Here is a 25289-nt window from a genome sequence, read left to right as displayed (position 1 = left end):
AGTAATGACTGGCTTTTTTTGTTTTTAACGGTAAGTTAATTTGTAATAAAAAGACATTGTGTATTATTTGTTTGTATTTGGTTATCTTTTTGTTGATTAAATGTCTCTCATATGATTTTATGCTCCCGCAGCACTTCGGAATGTTTAAGGTGCCCTTGTTTAAAACTGCTTATTAAATAAGCAAATTATAATAAAAACATGATTTTCCCGGGAGATTGACAATGCATAAAAAAAACTTGATAGCAAAATCTGTGCGCTTTGCACTGATTAGCGGTGTGACTGCTACGGTATTAAATGTACCTTTTACATTTGCAGATGATAAAGATGGAGCAAAAGTTGAGCGTATAGCTGTAACTGGTTCGCGAATTAAACGCGCAGATATGGAAACGGCTAGCCCTGTTAGCGTGATTGATGCTTCAGCCATTATTTCCTCTGGTGCAATATCGATTGATGATGTTTTGCAGAAAATGACTTCGGCTGGCGGTGCAATGACTAACGCTGGCATAAATAATGGTTCTGGTGGTAATTCTCGCATAAACCTCAGAGGATTAGGCACTAACCGTACTCTAGTTTTGGTTAATGGTCGTCGAATGATTGCTTCTGGTACAGGAGCTGCTTCTACTGTTGACCTTAATACGATTCCAGTTTCTATGATCCAAAGAGTTGAAGTACTTAAAGATGGTGCTTCTGCGGTTTATGGTACAGATGCTATTGCTGGTGTGGTTAACGTAATTTTGAAAAGAGACTTTGAAGGTTTTGAAGTCAACGCCCAAACCGGCATTTCTGGAGAAGGTGATGCTGACGAGTCTACGATTGATATGACTTTGGGTAACACCTTTGATAAAGGCAATGTCGTTATAGGCGCACAGTATACAAAGCGTGGCGAGGCAAGCCAAGCTGATCGTGATTTTTCTGATTGCCCTGTAACAGAAACTAAGCCTGATGCAAGTGGTAAAATTAGCTTGTTTTGCGGTGGTAGTGGTTATTCTCAAGGTGGTCATATTTGGGGCGATACTGCAGATCTAAGTGGTAGAGGTGGTACTTACCATGATTATGTTACTGCAAATGATGCATATAACTATGCGAAAGATAGTTATCTATCGACGCCAATGGAACGCTTGAATCTCACGGCTGCTGGAACCTATGAGCTGACAGATACAACTCGTTTCTTTACTGAGGCTATGTATTCAAAGCGTTGGTCAAATCAACAAATGGCTCCTCAACCAATTTGGAACAGCGATGCATGGGTTTATAATCCTATTTCAGCTGGTGGTTGGATGACCGATGACCTGCTGCCATGGGTTAAGCCTGGAGAGGAACTCTCTTATGGTCGTCGCATGGTTGAGTCCGGTACCCGTGACTTTAGTCAAGTTGTAGACACTATTCGTATTGTTTTAGGCGTAGAAGGTGAATTTGATAATGGCTGGAGTTGGGATGCCTCTTATAATAAAGGTCGCAACGACTCTGTCGATACTCTGGCAAATCTACATAATTTAGGTTCAATTAATGCAGCAGTTTTAAAGGGGGAATTTGATCCTTTTTTACAGTCTTCATGGGAAGGTGAGAGCATCACTCCATTCATTTATACCGAAGTAAATAGTGGTGGAAGTGAGTTAGATATTATTGCTGCAACCTTATCGGGTGATATTGTTGAGTTACCAGCGGGTATGATGGGCTTTGCTGCTGGATACGAGAATCGTAAAGAAGCTGCAAAGTTTACACCAGATTCATTAACAGCACAGGGGTTAGCTAATGATCCTCGGGTAGAACCTACCGGTGGTGATTTTAGCGTTAATGAAATTTATGCTGAATTGGCTATCCCATTGTTAAGTGGGTTACCACTAGTGGAACAACTCGATCTAAGTGCTGCAATGCGTTATTTTGATTACAGCACGTTTGGTGATGACACTACATGGAAACTAGGCTTAACTTGGCGAGTATATGATGACCTTATGTTCCGTGGGGGGTTGTCTACTGCATTCCGTGCTCCAACTGTTGATGAGTTATATGGTGGTAAGTCACCATCCTTCGAACAAATTGTTCATCCTGCAACAGAACAAGACCAAGCTGAAGTCACTGTTGGCGGTAATGGGTTATTAACCCCAGAAGAAGCCGATATTACGACGATAGGTTTAGTTTATTCACCAAGCTTCGTAGATGGTCTGTCTATGACTGTTGATTACTACGATATTGAATTAACAAACACTATAACTTCTGTTGACAACAATTATATTGCTAACCAATGTTTAGATGCTGCAGGTAATAAGATCAATACTGATACTGTATTGTGTCAATCTTCTAATATTCAGATTGATAACAGTGGTCGTATTAAGTTTGACAATGGTCTACAAAATATCGGTGCGACGAACACTGCGGGTTATGACATTAATGTTGCTTATGCATTTTCAGCTCTGGGATTGGATTGGAAAGCAGGTTGGGATACATCAATTCTGACCGAATATGAAGAATTCGATCCTGATGGTGTTGCTGTGGATTATCGTGGTTACATTACCGGCGGTACGGGAGCATATGCTAAATTTAAGAGTAATATGAACATCACTGCTAGTGCAGATGACTGGAGCTTTACTTACGAAGCTCGTTATATTGATGGGATGGACTCATTTGCTTGTAAAGGCAAAGAATCTAGTTGTTATGCACCAACAGTTGGGAGTGTTATATACCATGATCTATCAGGATCTTATGATTTAACTCAAAATATTCGTCTATCAGGTGGTATTAATAACCTGTTTGATAAAGAGCCTCCCTATTACACAGGTAATAATGACTCAAACACAGATCCATATACTTATGAAATGTTAGGTCGTTATTTCTTCGTTCGTGCGAGTATGAAGTTCTAAATCCTCGTTAGCGGGAGTCATTATTTTGTTCCAGCTTTAATTATAAAAACCCTGAGGCAACTTGGGGTTTTTTATCATCAGAATGAAGAAAATGGAAAACTAACAGGTATATAGCGTAATGGTCATTTAGATTAAGTCATTTATTTCAATAATTTGGTCACCTTAAATAACGAGTACTTCTCAAATGGAAGGTAATTCAAATTTTGTTATTGTATTTGTTCGACAAATTTTCAGAACTCGTCAGTTCTGCCCGCACACGTAAACTATCACAGACATCTTTGGTCATTGTTCTTATTGGCAATCAAGGACAAGTCAAATCCAGTCAAATGTCGGTATTAAAATCACTTTGGTTAAAAGTGCATGTTTAAGCAGAACTGAGGTTGTTTGTTGAAAATTATTCCCAAGTTGTAATGATCTCCCCATTTTTGTTGAACAAAATTTAGCCATAAAATGTCAGGCTTTTTGAGCACTTATACTTAAAAGTGGTTTTAAGTGTTAATTTTTTGCAAGTATTTATGTTTGAGTTGTTTTTCAATTTGATAATGGGGAACTCTCCATCACTATGAAATAAGTGCTTAAATTTCATGTATTTATGATTTTTATTCAATTTGACACTAGACAAAGCTTATGGCTAATCATCAGCTTTAAATTATTCACAAACAGCGATCGTTGTGTTATTTCAGTTTCAATTGTTGATTAAGTGTTTTAAATGTGATTTTATTGGGCTGATTTAGATTGTTGTGTTGCGTTTAGGTGTGGCCTGTCGTGTGATGACGATGGGAATATTATAATAAAGACATACTTATATAGGGAGATTGACAATGTATAAGAACAGCTTTTTAAGCCATTCAATAAAGTACGCATTAGTTGGTAGTGCAGCTGTTGCTGCTCTAAGCACATTTTCTGTTGCTGCAGCAGAAGGTGATGCAGTTGTTGCGGAAAAAACAATTGAGAAAATTGAAGTAACAGGATCTCGCATTCGTTCAACAGACTTGCAAGGTTTCTCACCTGTGCAGGTTATTGGCGCAGATGAGATTGACACTTCGAGTGTTGCTAACGTTCAAGAATTGCTGCTTAAAAACCCAGCATTCGGAGCCCCCGCACTCAGCCGTACTAACTCTAACTTTTTAACTTCAGGTTCTGGAGTTGCTACTGTTGACTTACGTAATCTAGGAACAGCTCGTACCTTGGTCTTGGTTAATGGGCGTCGCTTTGTGTCTGGCGTACCAGGAGATACTGCTGTTGACTTAAATACAATTCCAACACAATTTATTGAGCGTGTTGAGATTATGACGGGCGGCGCTTCAGCCGTTTATGGTTCAGACGCTGTGGCTGGTGTAGTTAACATCATCTATAAAAAAGAATTTGAAGGTATTGAATTTGATGTTCAAAAAGGTCAAAGCGCCGAAGGTGATAGCGAAGATGATCAAATTCAATTTACTATGGGTACATCATCTGCTAACGGTAAAGGTAACATCATGGTGCATGGTGCTTACACTAACCAAGGGGCCGTCTACTCACGCGATCGTGATCGCTCGGCAATCGATCAAATTTCTTTAGGTGCAGCCGTGACAGGTTTGCCTGAGGATATGTTTACACCGTATCAACCTTTCTACTCAAGCTTCGCGCCACAAGGTCGTTTTGTTGTGGGTAAAGGTGCGGATGCTAAGCCATATACTTATGATAAGAACGGTAACTTTATCTCTGGTTTCTCAACTAATGGAACAGATACCCGTGAAGCTGACGGCTATAACCGCAACGCTATACGTACAATTGCGGTACCGACGGAGCGCTACCTTTTTGCGGCGACAGGTAAGTATGAGTTTGCGGATGGATGGAACGCTACACTTGAAGGAACCTATGCGTCAACTCAAACACAAAGCCAGTTAGAACCCTTTGCACTGTCTTCTGTTGATATTTTTAAAGGTTCTGGTGGACAGCTTCCTGTAGAGTTTGAACAATTTATTGAAAGTGCGACTAATCCCGGTGAATATGAGCGTACTTTAGTTCGCAACTCTGTGATACCTGATGAGCTTTATAACTTAGCTACAGATACAAATGGTGATGGTTTAAGAGATATCTCTTTCACTCGCCGTATGTCTGATATAGCTAACCGTGGTAGCAGAGCTGACCGTGATACATTCCGTATTATGACTAGTATTGATGGCGAATTAGCTGACGGCTGGTTTTTAGATACTTATTTCTCATACGGTCAAAGTAAAGAAGGACAAACTGGTACTGGGCAAGTTAACGTACTGAATTTTAAATCTGCGTTAGAAGCTGTTACTGATGAATATGGTAACAAAGTATGTCGTGATGCTACTGCTCGCGCTCAAGGTTGTGTGCCGATCAATATATTTGGCGCAGGCACTGTGTCACCTGAAGCTGCTAATTATGTGAATGCACCTAGCTCGTTAAACACACTTGCAACACAAACAGTTGCAGGTATGAATATCTCTGGTGATGTCTTTGAATTACCTGCTGGTTTCGTCGGTGTTGCAGTGGGGGCCGAGTACCGTGAGGAATATGCTCGTAGTGAATTTGATGCGTTACAACAAGCTGGCTTAAATGCGGGTAATGCTATACCAAGCACTGAGGGCGAGTTTGATGTGATGGAATATTTCACTGAGGTGAATGTGCCATTGATTGCTGATGCATTTATGGCTAAGCAGTTAAATTTACGTGGTGCAGTACGTTTCTCTGATTATTCTACCGTAGGCAATACTGAAAGCTGGAACGTTGCTCTTGACTGGGCACCAATTGATGAGCTTCGTTTTAGGGCAATTCGTGCGATATCAACTAGAGCACCAAACATAAATGAGCTGTATTCACCACCAAGCCAAACTTTCCCACCTGGTTTAACTGATCCTTGTCAGGGGGTGACAGCAACAACAACAGGCGCGCAAGCTGAGGCATGCCGAACAGATGCTGGTGTGATGGCAAACATTGCTCAAAATGGGGCATTCACTTTAAATCAATCAGATATTCAAGGTATTAGTGGTTTTAACCGTGGTAACCCAGATTTAGACGCTGAAAAAGGTAAGTCATGGACTTATGGTGTAACCTACTCACCAGATGGTATTGCGGTATTAGAGGACTTTGATTTTAATATTGATTATTTCGACATTGAAATTGAAGACGCTATAGTTAGTACTGACCGTCAGTACATTTTGGATCAATGTTACGGAGGTAATGCTGCATTATGTAGTTTTGTTACCCGTCGACAAGCACCTGAAGGCCCGAACAGTGCTGGTTCTTTAGAGTATATTGACTCTGCTGTAACCAACAGCGGTGGTTATGCTACATCGGGTGTTGACTATGTCATAACTTACGCTAAAGATTTAGAAGATTATGGTTTAGTCGGTCAAACCAATGCACGTCTAGCATATACCCATGTGATTACAGGTTATGAAATACCGTTGCCAGGTGCTGAGCCCGATAATTTTAATGGGGAAATTAATGCTCCACAAGATAAGTTTTACTTATCACTAGGCTATGAAATTGGTGATTTCAATATTGTTTGGAATACGACCTATATTGGTGAGTCATTCCTAGATGATTCATTCCTGTCAGGCTACGACTTAGCTCCCGAGTCTGTTGGTGTTGGTTCTGTTACTTACCATGACTTAAATGTAGCATATCGTCCATTTGATATGGCTGAGTTTTATGTTGGTATTAATAACTTATTCGACCAAGATCCTCCACCAATTATCAGTGGATTGCCAGATAGTAGCACTGGTGTAGAAACTGCTGCGAGTACTTATGATCCAATTGGTCGTCGTTACTATGCGGGTGTAAGATTTAAGTTTTAAGATTTAGTTGGTATAAAGCCCTCTGGATGTCTAGAGGGCTTTTTTATATTTACGGTATTTAATTTGGTTTTGTCTGCTAGCGGGTTAGTTAACATCGGTTATAAATGGGTATTTTCTTTTCTAGTTGATTTTTATGCTCATCTTTTTAGCCTGGAAGGCATAAGCAACTGGACCTTTGATGAAATTCACTAAAACTCAGGCAACTACGTCGCCTTAGATGTACTATCTGAGAAATATTTTTCAGTTAATCAAAAACTTTATTGATCATAAATCGGTTACGCAACATCAAGTCCAAGCATTCTTATCCTGAGTTTAATTTAGTTAAGTTATTAAAAGCGATGACAGTTGTTTGAATTAGCTGTTAAACAGAGACTTATGGCGATAAAGTTGTTCATAACAGTTTAAGAATGCCGGTATCGCTGGTGAATTAAGGAAGTGCTTCGGGCAGATAAATTCAGTTAAATAGGTTTTGAAATTGCTATATTCAGACTGATGTAAGGCCACAGCTAGGGAGTGATGACTTTATTGCAATTGGGTTTTGTTCGCTTTTATCCGCAGTTCGGATGAGTCAAATTAATGAAAGCTTCCTCTAAATTATCCATTCTAAATTCTTCAACTATTAACATTTCTCGAAAAAACTGGGTCTTCGATTTCTTTAATACTGTTTCACTCCTAATCCTTAAGTAAATTTTGATTGAGAGGAGTAGGATATGAGTAAAGAGCATCTACTTGAGTCGTCTTTATGTTAAAAAATGTTAATTTTAATAAACAGGATACACAAAGTTGGCCGTTAGCTATCGTTATGATTTTATAGAGTTTAAATTAATTTATTATTTTTTGGAACAAAAAGTAATAACCCTAAAGATTCATTTTTGTCTAAAAAAACACCTTTCGTAAAAAATTTCATTATTAGCGCTTCTTTACACTAGTTTTTAGTCGTCTGAAATGTTGACACAGGTCAACATTTTGTGAAATGATGCCAGCGGGTCTATGCCTGTAAGGGCGTAGGAAAGGGAAGAAAAAACTAAGAATCACAAGAGAAAGACGAACTTACAGAAATTTTTTCGGCAAGTATTTATCCCTTGTCGTTATGTTGCTGGTAAGTTAAACCTTTTTATTCACTTCAAATTGGTTGGGAACTATGTCCAAGGTAAGCAATAGAACAAAAATCGCTACTGCACTTGTTGGCGTGCTGGCATTAGCGAGCAGCAACTTAGTAGTTGCAGATCCTCTTACCGACGTGCAGAAAGCGGATAGTATGATCCATGCTGATGCTGCTGCGTCGCAAAAGAACGTTGATAAGTATTTCGATCAAGCACAAGACATGCTTTTTGAGTATGGTTCTGTCGCAGATGAGCGCGAATCACTGAAATCATATAACGATTACGTTGCAAGCTTAGTCGCTGATCAACAAAAGACAATGGATTCAGTGCAGGGTGACATCAATGGTGTTGATAAGCTTCGCCAAGGTGTTGTGCCATTAATGTTTAAAATGGTTGAGTCATTAGAACAGTTTGTTCAATTAGATTTACCTTTCAATTCTGAAATACGTACTAATCGTGTTAATGAACTGAAAAAACTTCTTAATACTGCCGAAGTCACACTAGCAGAAAAATACCGTCTAATTCTTGATGCTTATAGTATTGAGCGTGAATACGGTAGTGCTGTTGCCGTTAACCAAGGTAAGTTAAACCTAGATGGTAAAGAAGTGTTGGTTGACTTCTTTAACTTAGGTCGTGTTGCTCTTTATGCACAGAGTTTAGATCAAAAGACTGGCTGGATGTACAACCCAGAATCTAAGGGTTGGGATAAGTTAGATGACAGCTATTTGCGTGAACTGACCAAAGGTATCCGCATTGCCCGTAAACAAGGCGCTCTAGATCTATTCGCGTTACCAATTCCTGCTGCGGAGACTGCACAATAATGAAGAAGTTAATTACTACAGCTGTGTTGGCTGCAAGTTTCTCTTTAACTGCTGGTATGGCGAGCGCTGCTGATGCGCCTAAGTCAATTGACCAATTATTGCAACAAGTTAAAGTTGAACGCGCTGCAGAAGGTAAAGTCAACAGCAAGCGTGAGCAAGAGTTCCAAGCAGAGCGTGGCGATAAGGCCGCTTTACTGCAAAAAGAAAAAAATGCGTTAGCTGCTGAAAAGCAACGTGGTAAAGATTTAAACCAAGCGTTTTTAGATAACGAGCGTAAAATTGCTCAGTTAGAAGAAGATCTAAAAACGGCTCAAGGTGACTTGGGTGAAATGTTTGGTGTAGTTAAAGGTGAAGCCGGTGATTTCGCTGGTAAACTGGCAAGCTCAAACATCAGTGCTCAATTCCCAAATCGCGATAAATTCATCGCTGATTTAGGTGCCCGTAAGCAATTGCCAAAAATTGAAGAGTTAGAACAATTTTGGCAAGAGCAGCTATTTGAAATGGCGCAATCTGGCAAAGTGGTTAAGTTTGAAGGTTCTGTTACCGAAATTGATGGTAACGTGAAAACGACGACTATTCATCGTATTGGTGCTTATAACTTAACGGCTGACGGTAAATACGTTGTATATAACCCTGAATTAGGTTTAATTCAGCAGTTATCTCAACAACCTGAAGGTTATCAAGTTAGCGCTGTTGCAAAATGGGAAGAAACGGCTTCTGGTACATCACCTTTCTATATCGACCCTGCACGTGGCGTACTGTTAAACATCTTTACGAACAAAGCTAGCATGGAAGATCGTATCGAGTCAGGCGGTACCATTGGTTATATTATTCTGATATTACTTGCTATTGGTTTATTAATTGCGGTTGAGCGTTTCATTGTGCTGGCAGCTATCGGTGCAAAAGTTAAACGCCAAGCTAAGAATGTTGATAACCCAGGTAACAATGCCCTTGGTCGTATCTTGAAGGTTTACCATGAAAACAAAGATGTTGATGTTGAAACATTAGAGTTGAAACTGGATGAAGCTATTCTGAAAGAAACGCCTGCATTAGAAGCTCGAATTTCAATTTTGAAAGTCATTGCAGCTATCGGCCCAATGTTAGGTCTGCTAGGTACAGTAACTGGTATGATTGCGACCTTCCAAAGTATCCAACTGTTCGGTACTGGCGATCCTAAACTGATGGCGGGTGGTATCTCTATGGCTCTGGTTACTACAGTACAAGGTCTGGTTGCAGCTCTGCCACTGATGTTACTACATGCAATACTCGTTGCGCGTAGCAAATCAATCACCCAAATTTTGGAAGAGCAAAGTGCGGGCATTATCGCAGCACATGCTGAGAAGAGGGCTAACTAATGATGCTATACCTGATGGACATATGGGATTCCGTCAGGGGCTTCATGGCCGCTGGAGGAAACGTCCTTTGGTTGGTTGCGTTTGTATTGTTCTTCATGTGGGTATTGATGCTTGAGCGTTATTGGTATCTTAATTGGATATCACCAAAGCAACATAAAGCTATCATATCTGCGTGGGATGCTAGAGAGGAAACAACCTCTTGGTACGCACACCGTATCCGTGAAGCTTGGCTGTCCCAAGCGAAGCAAGATTTGAATGCACGTATGCTGATGATTAAAACCTTAGTAGCTATTTGTCCTATGATAGGTTTGTTAGGTACCGTAACCGGTATGATTTCAGTGTTTGATGTGATGGCAGTTCAGGGGACGAGTAATGCTCGTTTAATGGCGGCTGGTATTTCAATGGCGACTATGCCCACGATGGCGGGGATGGTTGCAGCATTATCGGGAGTATTCTTTAGTACTCGTCTGGATGTAAAAATGAAAATCAGTTTAGAAAAGCTAAAAGACAGCATGCCGCACCACTAGAGAGAGATTGAACATGGCACGTAAAAAGCATTCCAGTGTAGACGAGGAAGCGCAAATTGATATGACACCGATGCTCGACATCGTGTTTATCATGTTGATCTTCTTCATTGTAACAACGTCATTTGTGAAACCTTCTGGTTTGGATTATAACAAACCAAAAGCTTCGCAAGCGACTTCAAAGCCTTCGGCTAACATCTTTATCGGCGTCAGTAAAACAGGCGTGATCATGATGGAAAACCGTCAGGTTGATATCGAACGTGTAACGGCAAACGTTGAGCGCATGCTGGCTGAAGCTCCTGAAGCTGCGGTATTGATTCAGGCTGATAAAGACGCAATGCACGGCTTAGTTGTTAAAGTTCTAGACCAAGTCAAAGCGGCTGGTATAGATAAAATTTCGGTATCTGCGGGGAACGATTAATATGCTAAGAGCACTAGTATCGATCATTATTGGTGCTGCTGTGACTTTTGGTCTGTTCGCTTTTATGGCGTTCTTGGTCGGTGGCGGCGCACAGCGCGGCGAAACATCGGCCGAGACCCCTGTAATTGAAATCACTATGGATAGACAGGATTCAAAAGCACAGAATAAGCCAAGGGTAGTGCCTAAGCCGCCACCACCGCCAGAACAGCCACAGAAGCCTGAGGCAACGCCGCCAGAATCTTCGAGCAATATTGACACAGCAATGTCGTTCAATATGGGTGGTGTAGAAGCTGGAGGTCCAAGTACCGGTTTTAAATTAGGCAATATGATGACTCGCGATGGTGATGCTACACCTATCGTTCGTATCGAACCTCAGTATCCAATTGCTGCGGCGCGTGATGGTAAAGAAGGTTGGGTACAACTTCGTTTTACCATTAACGAACTCGGTGGTATCGACGACGTTGAAGTTATTCAAGCAGAACCAAAACGCTTATTTGATAAAGAAGCTATTCGTGCACTGAAGAAGTGGAAGTACAAGCCAAAGATTGTTGATGGCAAGCCATTGAAACAACCAGGTATGACAGTACAACTAGACTTCACCTTAGATAAAGGAGGCAACCAATAATGCGTAATGTTAATAAAATCGCAGTTCTATTATTGCTTTCTGTTTGTGGAGGTTCATTAACTCTTTCATCTGCAGTCGCAGAAGAAAAGTGTGCTATCGACAAACGTCAATCTAAAGCCGTGGGCGAAGGTGCGGCGAAGAAAGTTCAGAAGTCATTTGAAGCTTATACCAATGGTCAGGTCGATGAAGCTATTGCTATTTTGCTAGAGGCAAATGCTAAGAACGACTTCGATAAAGCCTATGTTGCACGTATGTTGGGTAACTTTTATGCCGAGAAAGGCAAAATGGATACCGCGATCAAGTACCTAAAACAAGCTGTTGAAGCTGATATTTTAGGTGGTACAGATCATGCTGCAACTATGCGTCTTTATGCTGATTTGCTATTACAAGAGAAAAAGTTTAAGGAAGCGATTCCTTATTATTACAAGTGGATGGAATTTACTTGTAAATCCGATTCTCAAATGTATCGCCGTATTGGTATTGCGCATTCAGAACTTAAACAGTGGGATAAAGTGATTGAAGTGGCCGACAAAGGTCTTTCATTAGCTGAATCTCCTGACAAAGGTCTGTATCAAATGAAACTGACAGCTTACTTCAATCAGAAGAAGTACAAGAAAGCTGTTGGTGTGTTAGAAGTCATGGTGCCTTTATTCCCGGATGATGGCAGATTGTGGGTTCAATTAGCACAGTTTTATTTGATGGTTGAAGACTATGACAAGTCTCTTGCAACTTACGATTTGGCTTATAGAAATGGTTTCTTAGATAGCGCGGGCAACATTACGCGTTTAGCGCAGTTAATGGCACAAAAAGGTGCTCCTTATCAAGCCGCTAAAATTTATCAGAAACATATGAAATCAGGCATGATCGCTGAGGACGCTAAGTCTTTAGAGATTTTGGCGGGTTTCTATCAAAATGCGAAAGAGTTTAAGCAAGCTGCTGAGTATTACGGTAAAGCTGCAGCCATCACCAATGATGGCAAGACTTACTTAAAACAAGGTCGCTTATTAAACTTGAATGAACAATATACAGCTGCGATCCCTGTGCTTGAAAAAGCCATATCAATGGGTATTGATCATCCTGGTGAAGCAAACTTTGAATTAGCTTTGGCTCATTTAAGTTTGAAACAGTATAAGTCGGCTTATAACCGTGCAGTGTTAGCTGCTAATGATAAGAAGACACAGAAGAGTGCAAATAGCTATATCTCTTATATTAAAGAGAAAGCACGTATGCATAATATTACGCTGTAATTACTTCGCAGTTTAGTGTTTGAATCGAAAGCCCCGCAAGGGGCTTTTTCTTTGGTATCAATAAACCTATTTACTGTAATCGGATTAAAGCTTGTGATTGATCATGATTTTTTTCAAGCTGTTGTGAAAGTTGGCTGACATTACTGAAGAGTGACTCTATTTTACTTTCCTGTGTAGGTAGGCAAATACAGGCAGCCAGTTTATAGTCGATTGTCAGTTTATGATGTTTACCAAAATCTTGATTAAAGTCAGATATTTGTTGTTCTATTCGTTTTAACACTACTTCCGTCCCCACCTCATCTATATTGAACAAACCCAACGCAAAGTGATTGTGATCTAGCCTAGCAATCATATCTGTTGCTCTTAATAGCGCTTCTTGCACTTGTTTGGTAAAGAATTCGAGTAAATGGGGTTGTTTGACGGTTTCATGAATGTGAGGGCACAGATACAATAGTGCCAAGCTTTGGTGGTCTCTCATGTGACGATGCCATTCTCGGTTGAATACTTCCATGAAATAGGTTTGGTTATAGACTCCAGTTTCTGGATCCCTGAAACCTGAGTTGCGGAACGAGTAGATCATAGATTAACTCCGATAGCAGACCTTGAACTAAGTATAGAAACAGTTCTGCAATAGCGGGCCAAAAAGGAGAAATATTAAAATGAAATTGGGTTTATTGGCAGGTTCGATAGCGTTAATCCTCACCCTTCAAGGTTGTTCTAAGCCTGAAGCCACTGCAGTTCAAGAAAATAGCTCGGCCAATACGCCAGCAGTGCAGGGCGAAACACAAACGGCAGAGCAGCGTTACTTAGCGCTTGTGGATGCTTATTTTAAAGATTACCTAAAGCTTGAGCCCATCTACGCCACTTTTGTCGGCGTTAATGACTATAACGCCGATTTCGGCGGAGATTTAACTGAGGATTACCTTAAGGCTCGTCATGATCTTAACACTCACTATTTAGCTCAGGTGCGTGCGATAGATCCAAAGCAACTGCCTGCGGATCTACAGTTGAGTTATGACCTGTTCGTCTATGACCGTGATATGGCGTTAGTAGACGAAACTTTCCCTTCACGCTTTATGCCGATAAGCCAGTTCTATAGCACTGTCATTACTATGGTGCAGCTGGGAAGTGGCGAAAGTGCACAACCTTTTAAGACTGTCCAAGATTACCGTAATTGGGAACAGAGAGTCGATGGTTTCATCAAGTGGGTCGCACTTGCTGAAAATCGTATGAATCAAGGCATTGAAAGTAAAGTGGTACTACCTCGAGTGTTGGTAGAGCGCATTATTCCTCAGTTAGATGCTATGTTAACGACGGATGCGACTCAGAGCATTTTTTACTCGCCAATCCAGCATTTCCCCGAGAGTTTTTCAGAGCAAGATAAAGCGGAATTGACCACCCGTTATCAAGCCATGATAGCCGAGCGTATCGTGCCAGCGTTAACGAACTTACGCGATTACTTTAAGCAAACCTATTTACCTAAATCGCGGGCGACTGATGGTTGGTCAGGTTTGCCTAACGGTAAAGCTTGGTATCAGCATCTGGCGAACTCACATACGACCACCACTATGTCTGTAGATGAAATTCATCAAATTGGTTTAGGTGAAGTGGCGCGAATTTTATCTGAGATGGATAAGGTGCGTGAACAGGTCGGTTTTAAGGGCGATTTGAAGGCTTTTTTTGCGTCTTTATCTTCAGAGCCGCAGTATTTCTATAGCGATCGTCAAGGCTTGATTGATGGCTATATGGTATTAAAAGATAAAATCAATCATGTATTGCCTAACTACTTTAATGTGATGCCAAAGGCTGATTATGTGGTTAAGCCGGTTGAAAGTTTTAGAGAACAATCGGCAGCGGGTGCCTCTTATGAAGCGCCTGCGGTGGATGGTAGCCGTCCAGGGGTGTTTTATATCAACACTTATAACCTCAAAGCACAGCCTAAGTGGGGGATGACGACTTTATCTTTGCACGAGGCCGCTCCTGGGCATCACTTCCAAATCGCGATCAAACAAGAGCTGACCGGTGTGCCTGAGTTTCAGCGTTTTAGCGGTTATACCGCTTTCGAGGAAGGTTGGGCACTTTATGCTGAATACTTAGGTATTGAGATGGGGCTATTTACCGATCCTTACCAGTATTTTGGTAAGCTTTCCGATGAAATGCTGCGTGCAATGCGCTTAGTGGTTGATACTGGCCTTCATTCTAAAGGTTGGAGTCGTGAACAGGCGATTCAGTACATGAAAGACAACTCGCCTATGGCTGAGAGTGACATAGTCGCTGAAGTGGAGCGCTATATGGCGATCCCTGGTCAAGCTTTGTCTTACAAGGTCGGTCAGTTGAAGATTTTGGCACTGCGTGCCCGCGCAGAAAAAGCCTTGGGTGATAAATTTGATTTAAAAGCATTCCACGATCAAATCCTCACCTCAGGTTCATTACCCATGGCGGTCATGGAAAACAAGATCGATCGTTGGATTGCGTCGAAACAAGCTTAGCCGTGTAAGATGCCGTTAATTGACTTTGTTGTCAGTGACGGCATTTTAAGACTTTTTTATTCAACAGAAAGTTTTTATACTGTTGATTCCAAACCTGTTAAAACGAATGTTTTAGTGGGAACTCAATGATATTTGGGGCAAATGTCTCATGATCCTTACAGGAGTTTTACTATGGTCCAGGCAACAGCAAGACATTTGTTAGTCAGCAGTGAAGAGCAGTGTCAAGCGCTGAAACAGCAAATAATGGAAGGCGCAGATTTTGCTCAAATTGCTCGCGCGCACTCTTCTTGCCCATCAGGTGCCCAAGGCGGCGAATTGGGGTCATTTGGTCCTGGCATGATGGTCAGAGAGTTTGATGAAGTGGTTTTTAGTGCACCATTAAATGAAGTACAAGGACCCGTGAAAACGCAATTTGGCTTTCATTTACTTGAAGTGACCAGCCGCGCGTAAGTTTTGCCGCTTATCTAATACAGCTTGTTTGATACGGCAGCGTTTGCTGCCGTTTTGTTTTATATGCTCATCACGGAGTCACTATGCTGGAACTCTACACTGATAGATTGAAACTCAGGAGCTTACAAGATAGTGATTGGGAACATTTTTATGCACTGCATAATGATCCTGAGATTAATCGTTTTGTACGCGTTCCAGAGTCGCAAGAGGTGATCCGCAGTAAGTTTCAGCAGCGTTCTGATACTTGGTTCTACGGTTCTGGCGATTGGCTGACCTTAGTGATTGAGACCGTTGATACTGGGCAGTTTATCGGTTTAACGGGCCTCTATTGTCAAAGTTTCGAGGAACAGCGTGCCGAAGTGGGTTATTTACTGGCGGCAGAGGGCCACGGTAAAGGTTATGCGACTGAGAGCTTAATGGCGGTCATTGATTGGGCCTGTTTAAGTTTTAATGTACATAAATTTGTTGGGCATTGTGCTAAAGATAATCACGCATCGGCACGAGTACTCGAAAAGTGTGGTTTTCGGCTTGAAGGTTTGCTCAGGCAGCAATTCAAAATAGGTGAAAACTGGCTCGATGAATCAGCCTTTGGCCTACTCGCCGATGAAAGACGTCTCTAGCCAAATTATCTTCAGCGAATTTTGTACTGTGCTGGTATAATGCCGCAGGTTTATTTTTAGAAGGCGTGTATTAAGTGGCGCAAATTAATCAATTGGCTTTGCATTCTGGCGAAGATTTCATTGAATTGTACAAAGTATTAAAAGTGCAAGGCATGAGCAATGCGGGTGGTGAAGCCAAACATTTTATCGACGAAGGTCAAGTCACTGTGAATGGTGAAGTTGAAACTCGTAAACGTAAAAAAATTATCGCGGGCGACATCGTCAGCTTTAATGGTGAATCAGTTCAAATCATTGCGGCAGAATAAGCCTGAAACAGTGGAGCAAGAAATGCAATTTCCAGATGATGACAATGGTAAAATGCTGGCCGCAATGGCTGAAGCGGGAATCGATTTAACTAAAGAGTTAGATGTTGATTTCTTTTTGGTTTTTGATGACCAACGCGATGCTGAAACTGCGTTAGAAGAATTAACAAATTCTGACTTGGAAGGCGAGCTTGAGCTGAATCTGAATGATGAGCTTGGTAAGTGGGAAATCATTGTTTGTCTCAATATGGTGCCTGAGTACGATACATTGGTTGAACAAGAAGTCATGCTAAATGATTTTGCTGCCGAATTCGGCGGCATGACCGACGGTTGGGGCGTAATGCAACATCAAGACGGTGACGATGAGTTTATGGACGATGATGACCATGTTCACGGTGAGCATTGCAATCACTAATTCTGATGCGCTTTAAGCCTTGAATCTAATAAACCACCTTTTGGGTGGTTTTTTATTGGTGTTTTTCTGCGCTCAGTTAGTGATCTCAATAGCTTCGTTTGGCACTTATAGCGTTATTGTGCCTCGCTTGAACTGAGATAGGCTTAATGCAGATTAATGACGATAGGGCGCAAAAATCTCTAATAACCAGTCGATAAAAGCTTGAGCTTTTAACGGCAGGCTTGGGGATTTTGGGGTGAGTAAATAATATCGATAGGGACTGGTAAAGGGGGCGTCGAAGGGGATGACTAAGCTGCCATTTGCCAGTTGTTCTTCGATGAAAAATCGCGGAATAAGTGCTGCGCCCATGCCACTCGCTGCCGCTTGACTCAACATATAAAAATGCTCGACACCAAAGGTTTGCGCTTGGGTTAATATCAGCCCTACTTTTTCAGCCCAATAATCCCAGAGTTCGGGTCTGGTGGTGTGTTTCAGTAAAGTGACGTGATTAATGTCCTCGATATTTTGCAGTTTAGGCGCTAACGAAGGCGCGCAAACTAAGCATAAATCCTCATCCATCAGCTTGATATAATTCGCGCCCTTAGGGATAACAGTGCTACTACGGATCGCAATATCATAACGACCTTGGCTAAAATCCACGGCAAAGTCACCAATGGATAAGTCGACATACAAGTGTGGATGGCGGGATTTAAACTGCTCCATTCTTGGAATGAGCCAATTGATGGTTAAGCTTGGCAGCACATTGATGGCTAAGGTTTGTGGCTTAGTGGGATGACGGCGCAAGTCACTTGTAGCACTAGATAGTGTTTGCAGAGCGGCTTGAACATGGGGTAAGTAGCGTTTGGCTTCATCGGTTAAACCGACTTTTTTGTGTAAGCGTACAAAGAGCGCAAAACCTAAATAATCCTCCAATACTCTGATTTGTTTGCTGACTGCGCCATGGGTGACATGCAACTCCTTGCTGGCTAATGTCATGCTCTGTAAACGTGCTGCGGCTTCGAAGGCACGGAGAGAATTGAGGGGCGGTAGTTCGGCAAACATTTTATTTCCTACTGCTGGAAAATCAGAACAGGACTCGGGATTTTGTGTGAGTTTATCTCACGCTGTGGCGACAATAACTCCTTTGCGTTTATTTGGCAAACGCAGTCTAATGTTCGGCAATCACTCTCTTTTTTATCAGAAGAATAATAAATCATCATGGAATTTGAACTGACTCTACAAATCGCAGCGATACTTTTTGCCGTCGCTATGGTGGCTGGTTTTATTGACTCAATCGCTGGTGGCGGAGGCTTGCTGACCATTCCTGCACTTATGTGGGCAGGCTTGCCGCCTGCGGTTGCCTTAGGGACAAATAAGCTGCAGGCCTGTGGCGGCAGTTTTTTTGCGAGTTTGTACTTTGTCCGTAAAGGGCTGGTTGATCTTAAATCCGTTAAGTTAGCCTTGATTTGTGCATTTATCGGTGCGGCATTGGGTACGATTCTAGTTCAACTGGTCGATACTGAAGTGCTGGAGTTGATGTTACCTTTTTTGATTTTGGCTATTGGTTGTTACTTTTTATTTTCGAAAAAGATTTCTGAAGATGATAAACATCAAGTGCTGACACCTACCGCATTTGCCTTTACTGCAGCATTGGGCGTGGGATTATACGATGGCTTTTTTGGCCCTGGTACTGGGAGCTTTTTTGCGCTGGCCTTTGTATCGCTAGCGGGGTTTGGTTTGGCGAAGGCAACTGCCCACGCAAAACTACTTAATTTCTCCACTAACATTGCTTCGCTGATCTTCTTTGCCTTGGGCGGAAAAGTGATTTGGTTATTAGGATTAGTCATGCTGGCAGGGCAAGCGATTGGTGCAACCTTAGGTTCTCGTCTCGTGGTCACTAAAGGTACAAAGATTATCAAGCCATTGGTGGTGACTATGTCCCTTGCTATGAGTTTTAAACTTTTGGCGAGCCAATATAATTTATTTTCGTAAACTATTTGATATTAAGCATTTTATAAAACTCACTCATCAATAGACGCTCTTTAAGCTGCGCATGAGTGTATCTTAGTGGCGTCCATCTTGGCTCAAAAGTTAAGCCGAGGTGGATATCACCCAAAAGATCCGCCAAATGACCACTTAAAACGTCTCATCCTACTTTGAGTTAGGTGTACTCTTTCAAGTTTTTTGAATAGTATTACCTGTCATTTTTAATACACTTTTTAGGCTTCTTATTGTTTTGGTGTGTATTTTAAATATTGTGTACATATTTAATCCGATTGATATAAGTGCAGTGTCTATCTTGCCAGTCTTATTTTGCATCGACGGGCGGCATGTGCGCTCGGGTTTAGCGCCACCACTTCTTTAAAAGAGCGATTATGAAATTTATCCACACCTCGGATTGGCACATAGGTCGTCAATTACACAATCAATCACTACTGGATGATCAAGCCTTTGTGCTCGAGCAAATTATTGCTCTAGCGGATGAACACAAGGTGGATGCCGTGATTGTGGCGGGGGATATTTATGACAGATCGATTCCGCCTGCGAATGCGGTCGCGCTGTTAGATGATGTGCTTAACCGCTTAGTACATGATTTAGGTCTGCAAGTCATTATGATTGCGGGTAATCACGATGGTCACGAGCGCTTAGGTTTTGCAGCAAAACAAATGGCGGCAAGTGGGTTACATATTATTGGCCCTTTGAGTGCTGACATTCATCCCATTACTTTATCGAGTTCAAGCGGTGATGTGGTGTTTTATCCCTTGCCCTATGCCGAACCTGCCACAGTGCGCCAAGTTTTTGAGTGTGAGGCGGCAAGCCATGAGGCCGCAATGCTGCTATTGCTTGAACAAGTACGCCAGCACGATAGCCAAGGTTTGCCGAAAGTGGTGATAAGCCATTGTTTTTTGGATGGTGGCAGCGAGTCAGAATCTGAGCGGCCACTGAGCATTGGTGGCGCCGATAAAATATCGCCAACGCTATTTACTGAGTTTGATTATGTCGCCCTTGGGCATTTGCACGGACCGCAATACAAAGGTGCAGAGCATGTGCGCTACTCAGGATCGATTTTGAAGTATTCCTTTAGCGAACAACATCAACATAAGTCGGTGACCTTAGTCGAGCTTGGCGCAAAAACGCCAGCAGATATCCGTTTATTGCCATTAACGTCGATACGCGATGTCCGCATCTTAGAAGGGGAGTTAGCCACATTACTCGCCCAAGGTAAAATGGATATCAAGCGTGAGGACTACCTTATGGTCAGACTCCTTGATAAACATGCCATTTTAGATGCTATGGGGAAATTGAGAGCCGTTTACCCTAATGTGCTGCATTTAGAGCGGACGGGTCTGATGGCGGGGCAGCAACAAGTCACCTTGAGCCGAGATCATATCAAAAAAGGCGAGATGGACATGTTCCGTGACTTTTTCTCTCAAGTGTCCGGCGAGTCATTAACACAAGCACAGCAAACCGTGATGGATGAACTCCTGACTAAGCTACACAATGAGGAGCACCAAGCATGAGACCACTTAGCCTTTCCATGTCAGCTTTTGGCCCCTTTGCATCGACGCAACAACTTGATTTTACGGCCTTAGGCACTAATCCGTTATTTTTGATCAATGGACCCACAGGTGCGGGTAAGACGACCTTGCTCGATGGTATTTGCTTTGCCCTCTATGGCAAAACCACGGGTAATGAGCGTGAAGGCAGCCAGATGCGCTGCGATATGGCCGATGATAGTTTGCTAACAGAAGTCACTTTTAGTTTTCAGTTGGGTAATAGCAGTTATCGTATTCGCCGTGTGCCAGAGCAAGACAGGGTTAAAAAAAGCGGTGACGGCTCAACGGTGCAGAAGCCCGAAGCTCAGTTATATAAGATAGACGCCGAGGGTAATGAAAGTTTGCTTGTAGCGAGCAAAGTCTCAGAGGCAACTGCTGAGATTGAAGCCTTAACTGGCCTCGATGTGGAGCAGTTTCGCCAAGTGATGGTGTTGCCGCAGGGAAAATTTCGCGAATTGTTAATGGCAGACTCTAAAGCCAGAGAACTGATATTTAGTCAGCTATTTCAAACGCATATATACCGACGTATTGAAGATTCCTTAAAAAGTAAGGCTGCAGATATCCGCGCCTTAGTGAAAGATCAACGCAGCCGCCGTGATGGCATTTTACAAAGTGCGGGTTTAGCATCCGATGACGAGCTTAGCTGTGAATTAGCCAAGCTTACGCCAGAACTTGAAACAGCCCAAAGTGCGAAAGAACAGGCATTACAGCAGCAACAATGGGTGATAAAAACCAGCGATGCCGCCCAGCATTTATTGGCCGAATTTGTGCAGTTTGATGCCTTAACTCAAACGGTTTCTGCGCTTGATGCACAGCAAGAAAACATGGCTGCGCAAACCTACAAACTGAATTTGGCTAAACAGGCGCAGCACTTGGCACCCATGCTTGAGGTGTTTGTGGCCCGTGAGCAGGAAGCCAAGGCGGCAAGTCTTGCCCTTGAACATGCGAAAACAGCATTAACCAATGCTAAAAAAGCCTTCGATAACGCAGAGCTTAAGGCTGCTGATTTGCCCGTGTTGGAAGCGTCGTTACTTGAACAGGAACAGGTTAAACAGCAACTGAATGCCTTAGGGCCGCAGCTCAGGGAATTGGATAGGCTTAATAAAACCCTTGAACAAGAGCAAACGCAGCTCATTAGCGCGAAAACACAACTTCAGAACAGCAAAAATGAGTTAACCACCGCAGTCCAAAAACGCCGTGAATTGGAATCCGCTCTGCCGCAACTACAGGCCAACAGCGAAACTCGCCTCTCATTGCAACAAGCGCATCAGCAGCAACAGCAGTTATTGTCTACCTATCAGCAATGGCAACAAGTGGCGGCAAGGGTATCGTCGACACAGGCAAAACTTGTTGAGGCTAAAGTCAAAGGGCGACAACTCAGTGCTCAGCATCAGCAAGCACAGGTTGCATATAAAGCCTTATTATTGACTTGGCACCAAGGGCAGGCCGCTATTTTAGCGCGGCAATTACAGCAAGATGAACCTTGCCCCGTTTGTGGCAGCCAAACACATCCACAGCCAGCACAAAGCCAAGAGCCGCTCCCAAGTGATGAAGCGCTGCAATTAGCACTAGAGGCTGAAACGAATGCTCAAGAAATCCTGAGCAAAGCCAGAGCGGAATATCGTGGGCTACAAACGCAGTTAGAAACCTTGCAACAGCAAGCACAAGATCTCGCGGTCCAATTGGGCACTGCGGTTGATATTCCTTTAGACGAACATACACATACCTTGTCGCAATACGCTTTCTCACTCACTCAAGCGGAGCAAGCCCATCAGCAGTTACAGCTGTTACAGCAAGAGATTGCATTGTTGCACGCACAGGAAACGCATCTACAACAAAAGCTAGAGCAAGGACAAACACACGACAGTGCACTGCAATCTAAAGTGGATCTATTGCAGGGGCAGTTAGCGCACATGCAGCAAAGTGTTCCATCTGCGCTTGCAACGCTTGAGGCCTTAACTGCAGCAATCGCGCAAAATCAGCAAAGTATCAGCCAAATTAAGCAACAGATCACTAGTGTTAGGGATCTCCAACAACAGACTGGCCAATCTTTTGTTGCGGCTAAAGCGGCACTTAATGGTGCTGAAAATGCTGCTGAGGCGGCATTAGCCCAGCAAACGCGTGCACAGCAGCAACTCAATCAGCAATTAGTCGCAGCAGGTTTTGCCGATCAACAGGCCTTATTTGAGGCCATGCTGGATGAAGAACAACAGCGTGCATTAGCCAGCGAGATTGAGGCTTACCAACAGCGCAGTGCTTTGACCAAGGCACAGTGCGAGCAGTTAGCGCTTAAGCTTAAAGATAAAGTGCCACCTGATAGCATTAAGCTGGCTGCTGAGCTTGAGTTCGCGCAGCAAGCATTACACGCAGCAGAGCAGGCATGGCAGTTGCTTCACACGCGCACAGTATTACTGATGCAAACCCAAACCCAGCTGAGTATTGCCGATGCAAAAGCTAAGGTTTTGGAAGATGAATATGCGGTTATCGGTACCCTCGCAGATGTCGCTAATGGAAATACGGGTAATAAGATCAGCCTGCAACGTTTTGTGTTAAGTGTACTGCTTGACGATGTGTTGTTAGAGGCAAGCTACAGGTTACACCTGATGAGCAAAGGGCGTTATCGTTTATTGCGTAAGGAAGATAGGGCCAAGGGTAACAAAGCTTCTGGGCTCGAATTGGAAGTAGAAGATGCTTATACCTCCAAAGTGCGTCCTGTGGCCACCTTAAGCGGTGGTGAAAGTTTTATGGCAGCATTATCTATGGCGTTAGGCCTATCAGATGTAGTGCAAGCCTATGCAGGTGGTATTAAACTCGATACTTTATTTATCGATGAAGGCTTTGGCAGTTTAGATCAAGATTCTTTAGAACTGGCCATTCGGACCCTGATGGATTTGCAATCCTCTGGCCGCATGATAGGGGTGATCTCGCACGTGTCGGAAATGAAAGAGCAGATAAATACCCGCATCGACATCAATAAAACCTCACATGGGAGCGAAATGACGATAGTTTTGCCTTAGTTGCTCATTCTCACCGAGTGCGATAAATAACAAATTGTTTTATAAGTGTTATTTATTGTATCTCCTGTGTGTTTAACATTCGGATAATACACACAAAGTGAGTTGGAAATGCCAACTAGCGCATGTTTTTCATTAATGGTGCAACAAAAGAGTGAAATAGCGTTTGTCATAATCGGTTTTTTGATATAAGTTGGAAAAAATTCGGGCTTCCCTCAAAGGGACTGGTCAAAAATAGAACGCAAAGTTAACGAAAGGTGAAAAGCGTTGCAAACAGGCAAACCCAACTTTATCAACTTATCGCAAACCCGTTTGCAGAACTTATCATCGACCCAAAAGAACATTCTATTAATGGGTAGTTTGTTGATGGGTGCTGCGATGTTGATGCCGAATAATAACCATGTTACGCCAACTGCTCAGCGTATCCCTGTTGTTCTCGATATTGAAAATATTCTCCCCCAAGTTTCTGAACCTGAAGTCCTAGATCAAGCTGCACTCATTAATAATGCTCCCCAGTTTGAGCGAATTATCGTTTCCGGTGATACCTTAAGTGGGTTATTTTCCAAGGCGGGTGTTGATCAGCAGACTATGTATAAGGTTTTAGAAGCTGATTTAAACATTTTGGCACTTGATACCCTGTTACCTGGTAACAGAATGCAATTTTGGCTTGATAGTGAAGGCCAGTTACAAAAATTAGAACTTTATTTTAACGCTGCCCGCCAAGTGGTTTTTACGCGTTATGAAGACGGTAGTTTTAATGTTGAAGAAGTGAACGTTGAAGGTGTTTGGCAAAATCGAATTTTGACTGGCGATATTAAAGGTTCTTTCTACGTTTCAGCCCAAAAAATGGGCTTAGCCGCTGCAGATATTCAGCGAATTGAAGATTTACTCAAAGAAAAATTGAATTTTGCCCGTGATTTACGAGTTGGCGACAAATTCTCAGTTTTGGTAAATGATCAATATGTTGAAGGTGAACCGACGGGAAGTAGCCAAATTTTAGGCGTCAGTATTAAAAGTGGTCGTTCTGAAATTAGTGCATATCAATATTCTGATGGTAGTTATTATGATGCTAAAGGCCAGAGTTTAGTTCGGGCATTCCAACGTTATCCGTTAGCTAAACAACCGCGTATGAGTTCACGTTTTAACAGCCATCGCAAACACCCAATCACAGGGCGTATTTCTCCCCATAATGGAACAGATTTTTCCGTGCCAATCGGGACTAAAGTTATTGCACCTGGTGATGGAATTGTCAGTTTAGTGACGGACCATCAGTTTGCCGGTAAGTATATTGTGATTGAACATGGTGGTAAGTACCGTACCCGTTACCTACATTTGTCTAAGGCGTTAGTGCGTAAAGGTCAACGTGTAACTCGCGGTCAAGTGATTGCTTTATCTGGTAATACAGGTCGTTCGACTGGTCCACATTTGCATTATGAATTCCATATCAATGGTAAACCTGTTGATCCGTTGAAAGCCGATATTCCTATGTCGAGCAAGTTAGCGAATCAAGATTTACGCACATTCACTAATATGGTGAAGAGTCGTGAAGCTATAATGAACTTAGGTTAGCCAAACCTAAGCTAATAGAATTTATAGTATCAAAGTTTGAATAAACAATAGCACTGACTTTCTAGAAGAGTTTATCAATGCCGATGAAATGAAAATTTCATCGGCATTTTTGTTTCCAAAATGCTTAT

19 protein-coding genes are annotated in these 25289 nt (G+C 42.4%); 17 read left to right on the top strand and 2 right to left on the bottom strand.

Annotation, left to right across the window (positions count from 1 at the left end; all coding sequences use genetic code 11):
• Window positions 1-221: 221 nt before the first annotated feature.
• The 8 genes from L5M37_RS02085 to L5M37_RS02050 all read left to right on the top strand — a co-directional run bounded on the left by L5M37_RS02085 (window position 222) and on the right by L5M37_RS02050 (window position 12766).
• Window positions 222-2858 (top strand): TonB-dependent receptor, encoded by a 2637-nt coding sequence (locus L5M37_RS02085; RefSeq protein ID WP_028760444.1) that lies wholly within the window; start codon window positions 222-224, stop codon window positions 2856-2858.
• Between the two features lie 821 nt (window positions 2859-3679).
• Window positions 3680-6670 carry a TonB-dependent receptor domain-containing protein gene (locus L5M37_RS02080; RefSeq protein ID WP_263199200.1) on the top strand — a complete coding sequence of 997 codons (2991 nt, stop codon included), beginning with the start codon at window positions 3680-3682 and terminating at the stop codon, window positions 6668-6670.
• Window positions 6671-7811: 1141 nt separating this feature from the next.
• On the top strand, window positions 7812-8594 hold the full coding sequence (locus L5M37_RS02075) for a DUF3450 domain-containing protein (RefSeq protein WP_113938838.1): 783 nt from the start codon (window positions 7812-7814) through the stop codon (window positions 8592-8594).
• Window positions 8594-9949 carry a MotA/TolQ/ExbB proton channel family protein gene (locus tag L5M37_RS02070; protein WP_263199199.1) on the top strand — a complete coding sequence of 452 codons (1356 nt, stop codon included), beginning with the start codon at window positions 8594-8596 and terminating at the stop codon, window positions 9947-9949. Before L5M37_RS02075 ends, L5M37_RS02070 begins: the two co-directional genes overlap by 1 nt.
• Window positions 9949-10476 (top strand): MotA/TolQ/ExbB proton channel family protein, encoded by a 528-nt coding sequence (locus L5M37_RS02065; protein ID WP_113938836.1) that lies wholly within the window; start codon window positions 9949-9951, stop codon window positions 10474-10476. The genes L5M37_RS02070 and L5M37_RS02065 overlap by 1 nt, the downstream gene beginning before the upstream one ends.
• 13 nt (window positions 10477-10489) lie before the next feature.
• Window positions 10490-10894, top strand: a complete 405-nt coding sequence (locus tag L5M37_RS02060; protein WP_037428129.1) for an ExbD/TolR family protein — start codon at window positions 10490-10492, stop codon at window positions 10892-10894.
• Between the two features lies 1 nt (window position 10895).
• Complete coding sequence (locus L5M37_RS02055) at window positions 10896-11519, top strand: energy transducer TonB (protein WP_131524316.1); 624 nt, start codon at window positions 10896-10898, stop codon at window positions 11517-11519.
• On the top strand, window positions 11519-12766 hold the full coding sequence (locus L5M37_RS02050) for a tetratricopeptide repeat protein (protein WP_219252164.1): 1248 nt from the start codon (window positions 11519-11521) through the stop codon (window positions 12764-12766). Before L5M37_RS02055 ends, L5M37_RS02050 begins: the two co-directional genes overlap by 1 nt.
• Before the next feature lie 70 nt (window positions 12767-12836).
• On the opposite strand, the gene L5M37_RS02045 is transcribed toward L5M37_RS02050, so the two are convergent.
• The gene (locus tag L5M37_RS02045) at window positions 12837-13346 is read right to left on the bottom strand and encodes a diguanylate cyclase domain-containing protein (RefSeq protein ID WP_028760435.1); all 510 of its coding nucleotides are present in this window, start codon (window positions 13344-13346) and stop codon (window positions 12837-12839) included.
• Between the two features lie 79 nt (window positions 13347-13425).
• Between L5M37_RS02045 and L5M37_RS02040 the strand changes: the two genes are divergently transcribed.
• From L5M37_RS02040 to L5M37_RS02020, 5 genes are all read left to right on the top strand, one after another.
• A complete protein-coding gene (locus L5M37_RS02040) occupies window positions 13426-15255 on the top strand; it encodes a DUF885 domain-containing protein (protein ID WP_263199198.1) in 1830 nt (609 codons plus the stop codon).
• 171 nt (window positions 15256-15426) lie between these two features.
• A complete protein-coding gene (locus L5M37_RS02035) occupies window positions 15427-15705 on the top strand; it encodes a peptidylprolyl isomerase (protein ID WP_028760433.1) in 279 nt (92 codons plus the stop codon).
• A gap of 83 nt (window positions 15706-15788) precedes the next feature.
• Window positions 15789-16325 carry a GNAT family N-acetyltransferase gene (locus L5M37_RS02030; protein ID WP_028760432.1) on the top strand — a complete coding sequence of 179 codons (537 nt, stop codon included), beginning with the start codon at window positions 15789-15791 and terminating at the stop codon, window positions 16323-16325.
• Between the two features lie 74 nt (window positions 16326-16399).
• The gene (locus tag L5M37_RS02025; RefSeq protein WP_028760431.1) at window positions 16400-16630 is read left to right on the top strand and encodes an RNA-binding S4 domain-containing protein; all 231 of its coding nucleotides are present in this window, start codon (window positions 16400-16402) and stop codon (window positions 16628-16630) included.
• Window positions 16631-16652: 22 nt separating this feature from the next.
• Window positions 16653-17042, top strand: coding sequence for a ribonuclease E inhibitor RraB (locus tag L5M37_RS02020; RefSeq protein ID WP_113938831.1), 390 nt, complete (start codon window positions 16653-16655; stop codon window positions 17040-17042).
• A gap of 153 nt (window positions 17043-17195) precedes the next feature.
• Here the strand turns inward: L5M37_RS02020 and L5M37_RS02015 are convergent, their stop codons facing one another.
• Window positions 17196-18083: a LysR family transcriptional regulator gene (locus L5M37_RS02015; protein WP_198572210.1), complete on the bottom strand. Its 888-nt coding sequence runs from the start codon at window positions 18081-18083 to the stop codon at window positions 17196-17198.
• 156 nt (window positions 18084-18239) lie between these two features.
• Between L5M37_RS02015 and L5M37_RS02010 the strand changes: the two genes are divergently transcribed.
• The 4 genes from L5M37_RS02010 (at window position 18240) to L5M37_RS01995 (ending at window position 25161) form a co-directional block, all read left to right on the top strand.
• Window positions 18240-19013, top strand: coding sequence for a TSUP family transporter (locus tag L5M37_RS02010; protein ID WP_028760428.1), 774 nt, complete (start codon window positions 18240-18242; stop codon window positions 19011-19013).
• Window positions 19014-19396: 383 nt separating this feature from the next.
• Window positions 19397-20542 (top strand): exonuclease SbcCD subunit D, encoded by a 1146-nt coding sequence (locus L5M37_RS02005; protein ID WP_263199196.1) that lies wholly within the window; start codon window positions 19397-19399, stop codon window positions 20540-20542.
• Window positions 20539-23595: an AAA family ATPase gene (locus L5M37_RS02000; RefSeq protein WP_263199194.1), complete on the top strand. Its 3057-nt coding sequence runs from the start codon at window positions 20539-20541 to the stop codon at window positions 23593-23595. The genes L5M37_RS02005 and L5M37_RS02000 overlap by 4 nt, the downstream gene beginning before the upstream one ends.
• Window positions 23596-23859: 264 nt before the next feature.
• Entirely contained in the window at window positions 23860-25161 is a 1302-nt protein-coding gene (locus L5M37_RS01995) for a peptidoglycan DD-metalloendopeptidase family protein (RefSeq protein WP_263175939.1), read from the top strand.
• The last annotated feature ends 128 nt before the right edge of the window (window positions 25162-25289 follow it).

It is taken from the genome of Shewanella sp. SM69 (assembly GCF_025653985.1).
GTDB lineage: Bacteria > Pseudomonadota > Gammaproteobacteria > Enterobacterales > Shewanellaceae > Shewanella > Shewanella oncorhynchi.
This window is presented reverse-complemented; position numbering and strand designations above follow the sequence as displayed.

What these genes read in the sequence shown, in the direction of transcription:
- L5M37_RS02070 (WP_263199199.1), top strand. Translation starts at nt 8,594, where the DNA reads ATGAAGAAGTTAATTACTACAGCTGTGTTGGCTGCAAGTTTCTCTTTA.
- L5M37_RS02000 (WP_263199194.1), top strand. Translation starts at nt 20,539, where the DNA reads ATGAGACCACTTAGCCTTTCCATGTCAGCTTTTGGCCCCTTTGCATCG.
- L5M37_RS02010 (WP_028760428.1), top strand. Translation starts at nt 18,240, where the DNA reads ATGGAATTTGAACTGACTCTACAAATCGCAGCGATACTTTTTGCCGTC.
- L5M37_RS02015 (WP_198572210.1), bottom strand. Translation starts at nt 18,083, where the DNA reads ATGTTTGCCGAACTACCGCCCCTCAATTCTCTCCGTGCCTTCGAAGCC.
- L5M37_RS02065 (WP_113938836.1), top strand. Translation starts at nt 9,949, where the DNA reads ATGATGCTATACCTGATGGACATATGGGATTCCGTCAGGGGCTTCATG.
- L5M37_RS02085 (WP_028760444.1), top strand. Translation starts at nt 222, where the DNA reads ATGCATAAAAAAAACTTGATAGCAAAATCTGTGCGCTTTGCACTGATT.
- L5M37_RS02080 (WP_263199200.1), top strand. Translation starts at nt 3,680, where the DNA reads ATGTATAAGAACAGCTTTTTAAGCCATTCAATAAAGTACGCATTAGTT.
- L5M37_RS02050 (WP_219252164.1), top strand. Translation starts at nt 11,519, where the DNA reads ATGCGTAATGTTAATAAAATCGCAGTTCTATTATTGCTTTCTGTTTGT.
- L5M37_RS02045 (WP_028760435.1), bottom strand. Translation starts at nt 13,346, where the DNA reads ATGATCTACTCGTTCCGCAACTCAGGTTTCAGGGATCCAGAAACTGGA.
- L5M37_RS02055 (WP_131524316.1), top strand. Translation starts at nt 10,896, where the DNA reads ATGCTAAGAGCACTAGTATCGATCATTATTGGTGCTGCTGTGACTTTT.
- L5M37_RS02040 (WP_263199198.1), top strand. Translation starts at nt 13,426, where the DNA reads ATGAAATTGGGTTTATTGGCAGGTTCGATAGCGTTAATCCTCACCCTT.
- L5M37_RS02030 (WP_028760432.1), top strand. Translation starts at nt 15,789, where the DNA reads ATGCTGGAACTCTACACTGATAGATTGAAACTCAGGAGCTTACAAGAT.
- L5M37_RS02060 (WP_037428129.1), top strand. Translation starts at nt 10,490, where the DNA reads ATGGCACGTAAAAAGCATTCCAGTGTAGACGAGGAAGCGCAAATTGAT.
- L5M37_RS02075 (WP_113938838.1), top strand. Translation starts at nt 7,812, where the DNA reads ATGTCCAAGGTAAGCAATAGAACAAAAATCGCTACTGCACTTGTTGGC.
- L5M37_RS02020 (WP_113938831.1), top strand. Translation starts at nt 16,653, where the DNA reads ATGCAATTTCCAGATGATGACAATGGTAAAATGCTGGCCGCAATGGCT.
- L5M37_RS02035 (WP_028760433.1), top strand. Translation starts at nt 15,427, where the DNA reads ATGGTCCAGGCAACAGCAAGACATTTGTTAGTCAGCAGTGAAGAGCAG.
- L5M37_RS02005 (WP_263199196.1), top strand. Translation starts at nt 19,397, where the DNA reads ATGAAATTTATCCACACCTCGGATTGGCACATAGGTCGTCAATTACAC.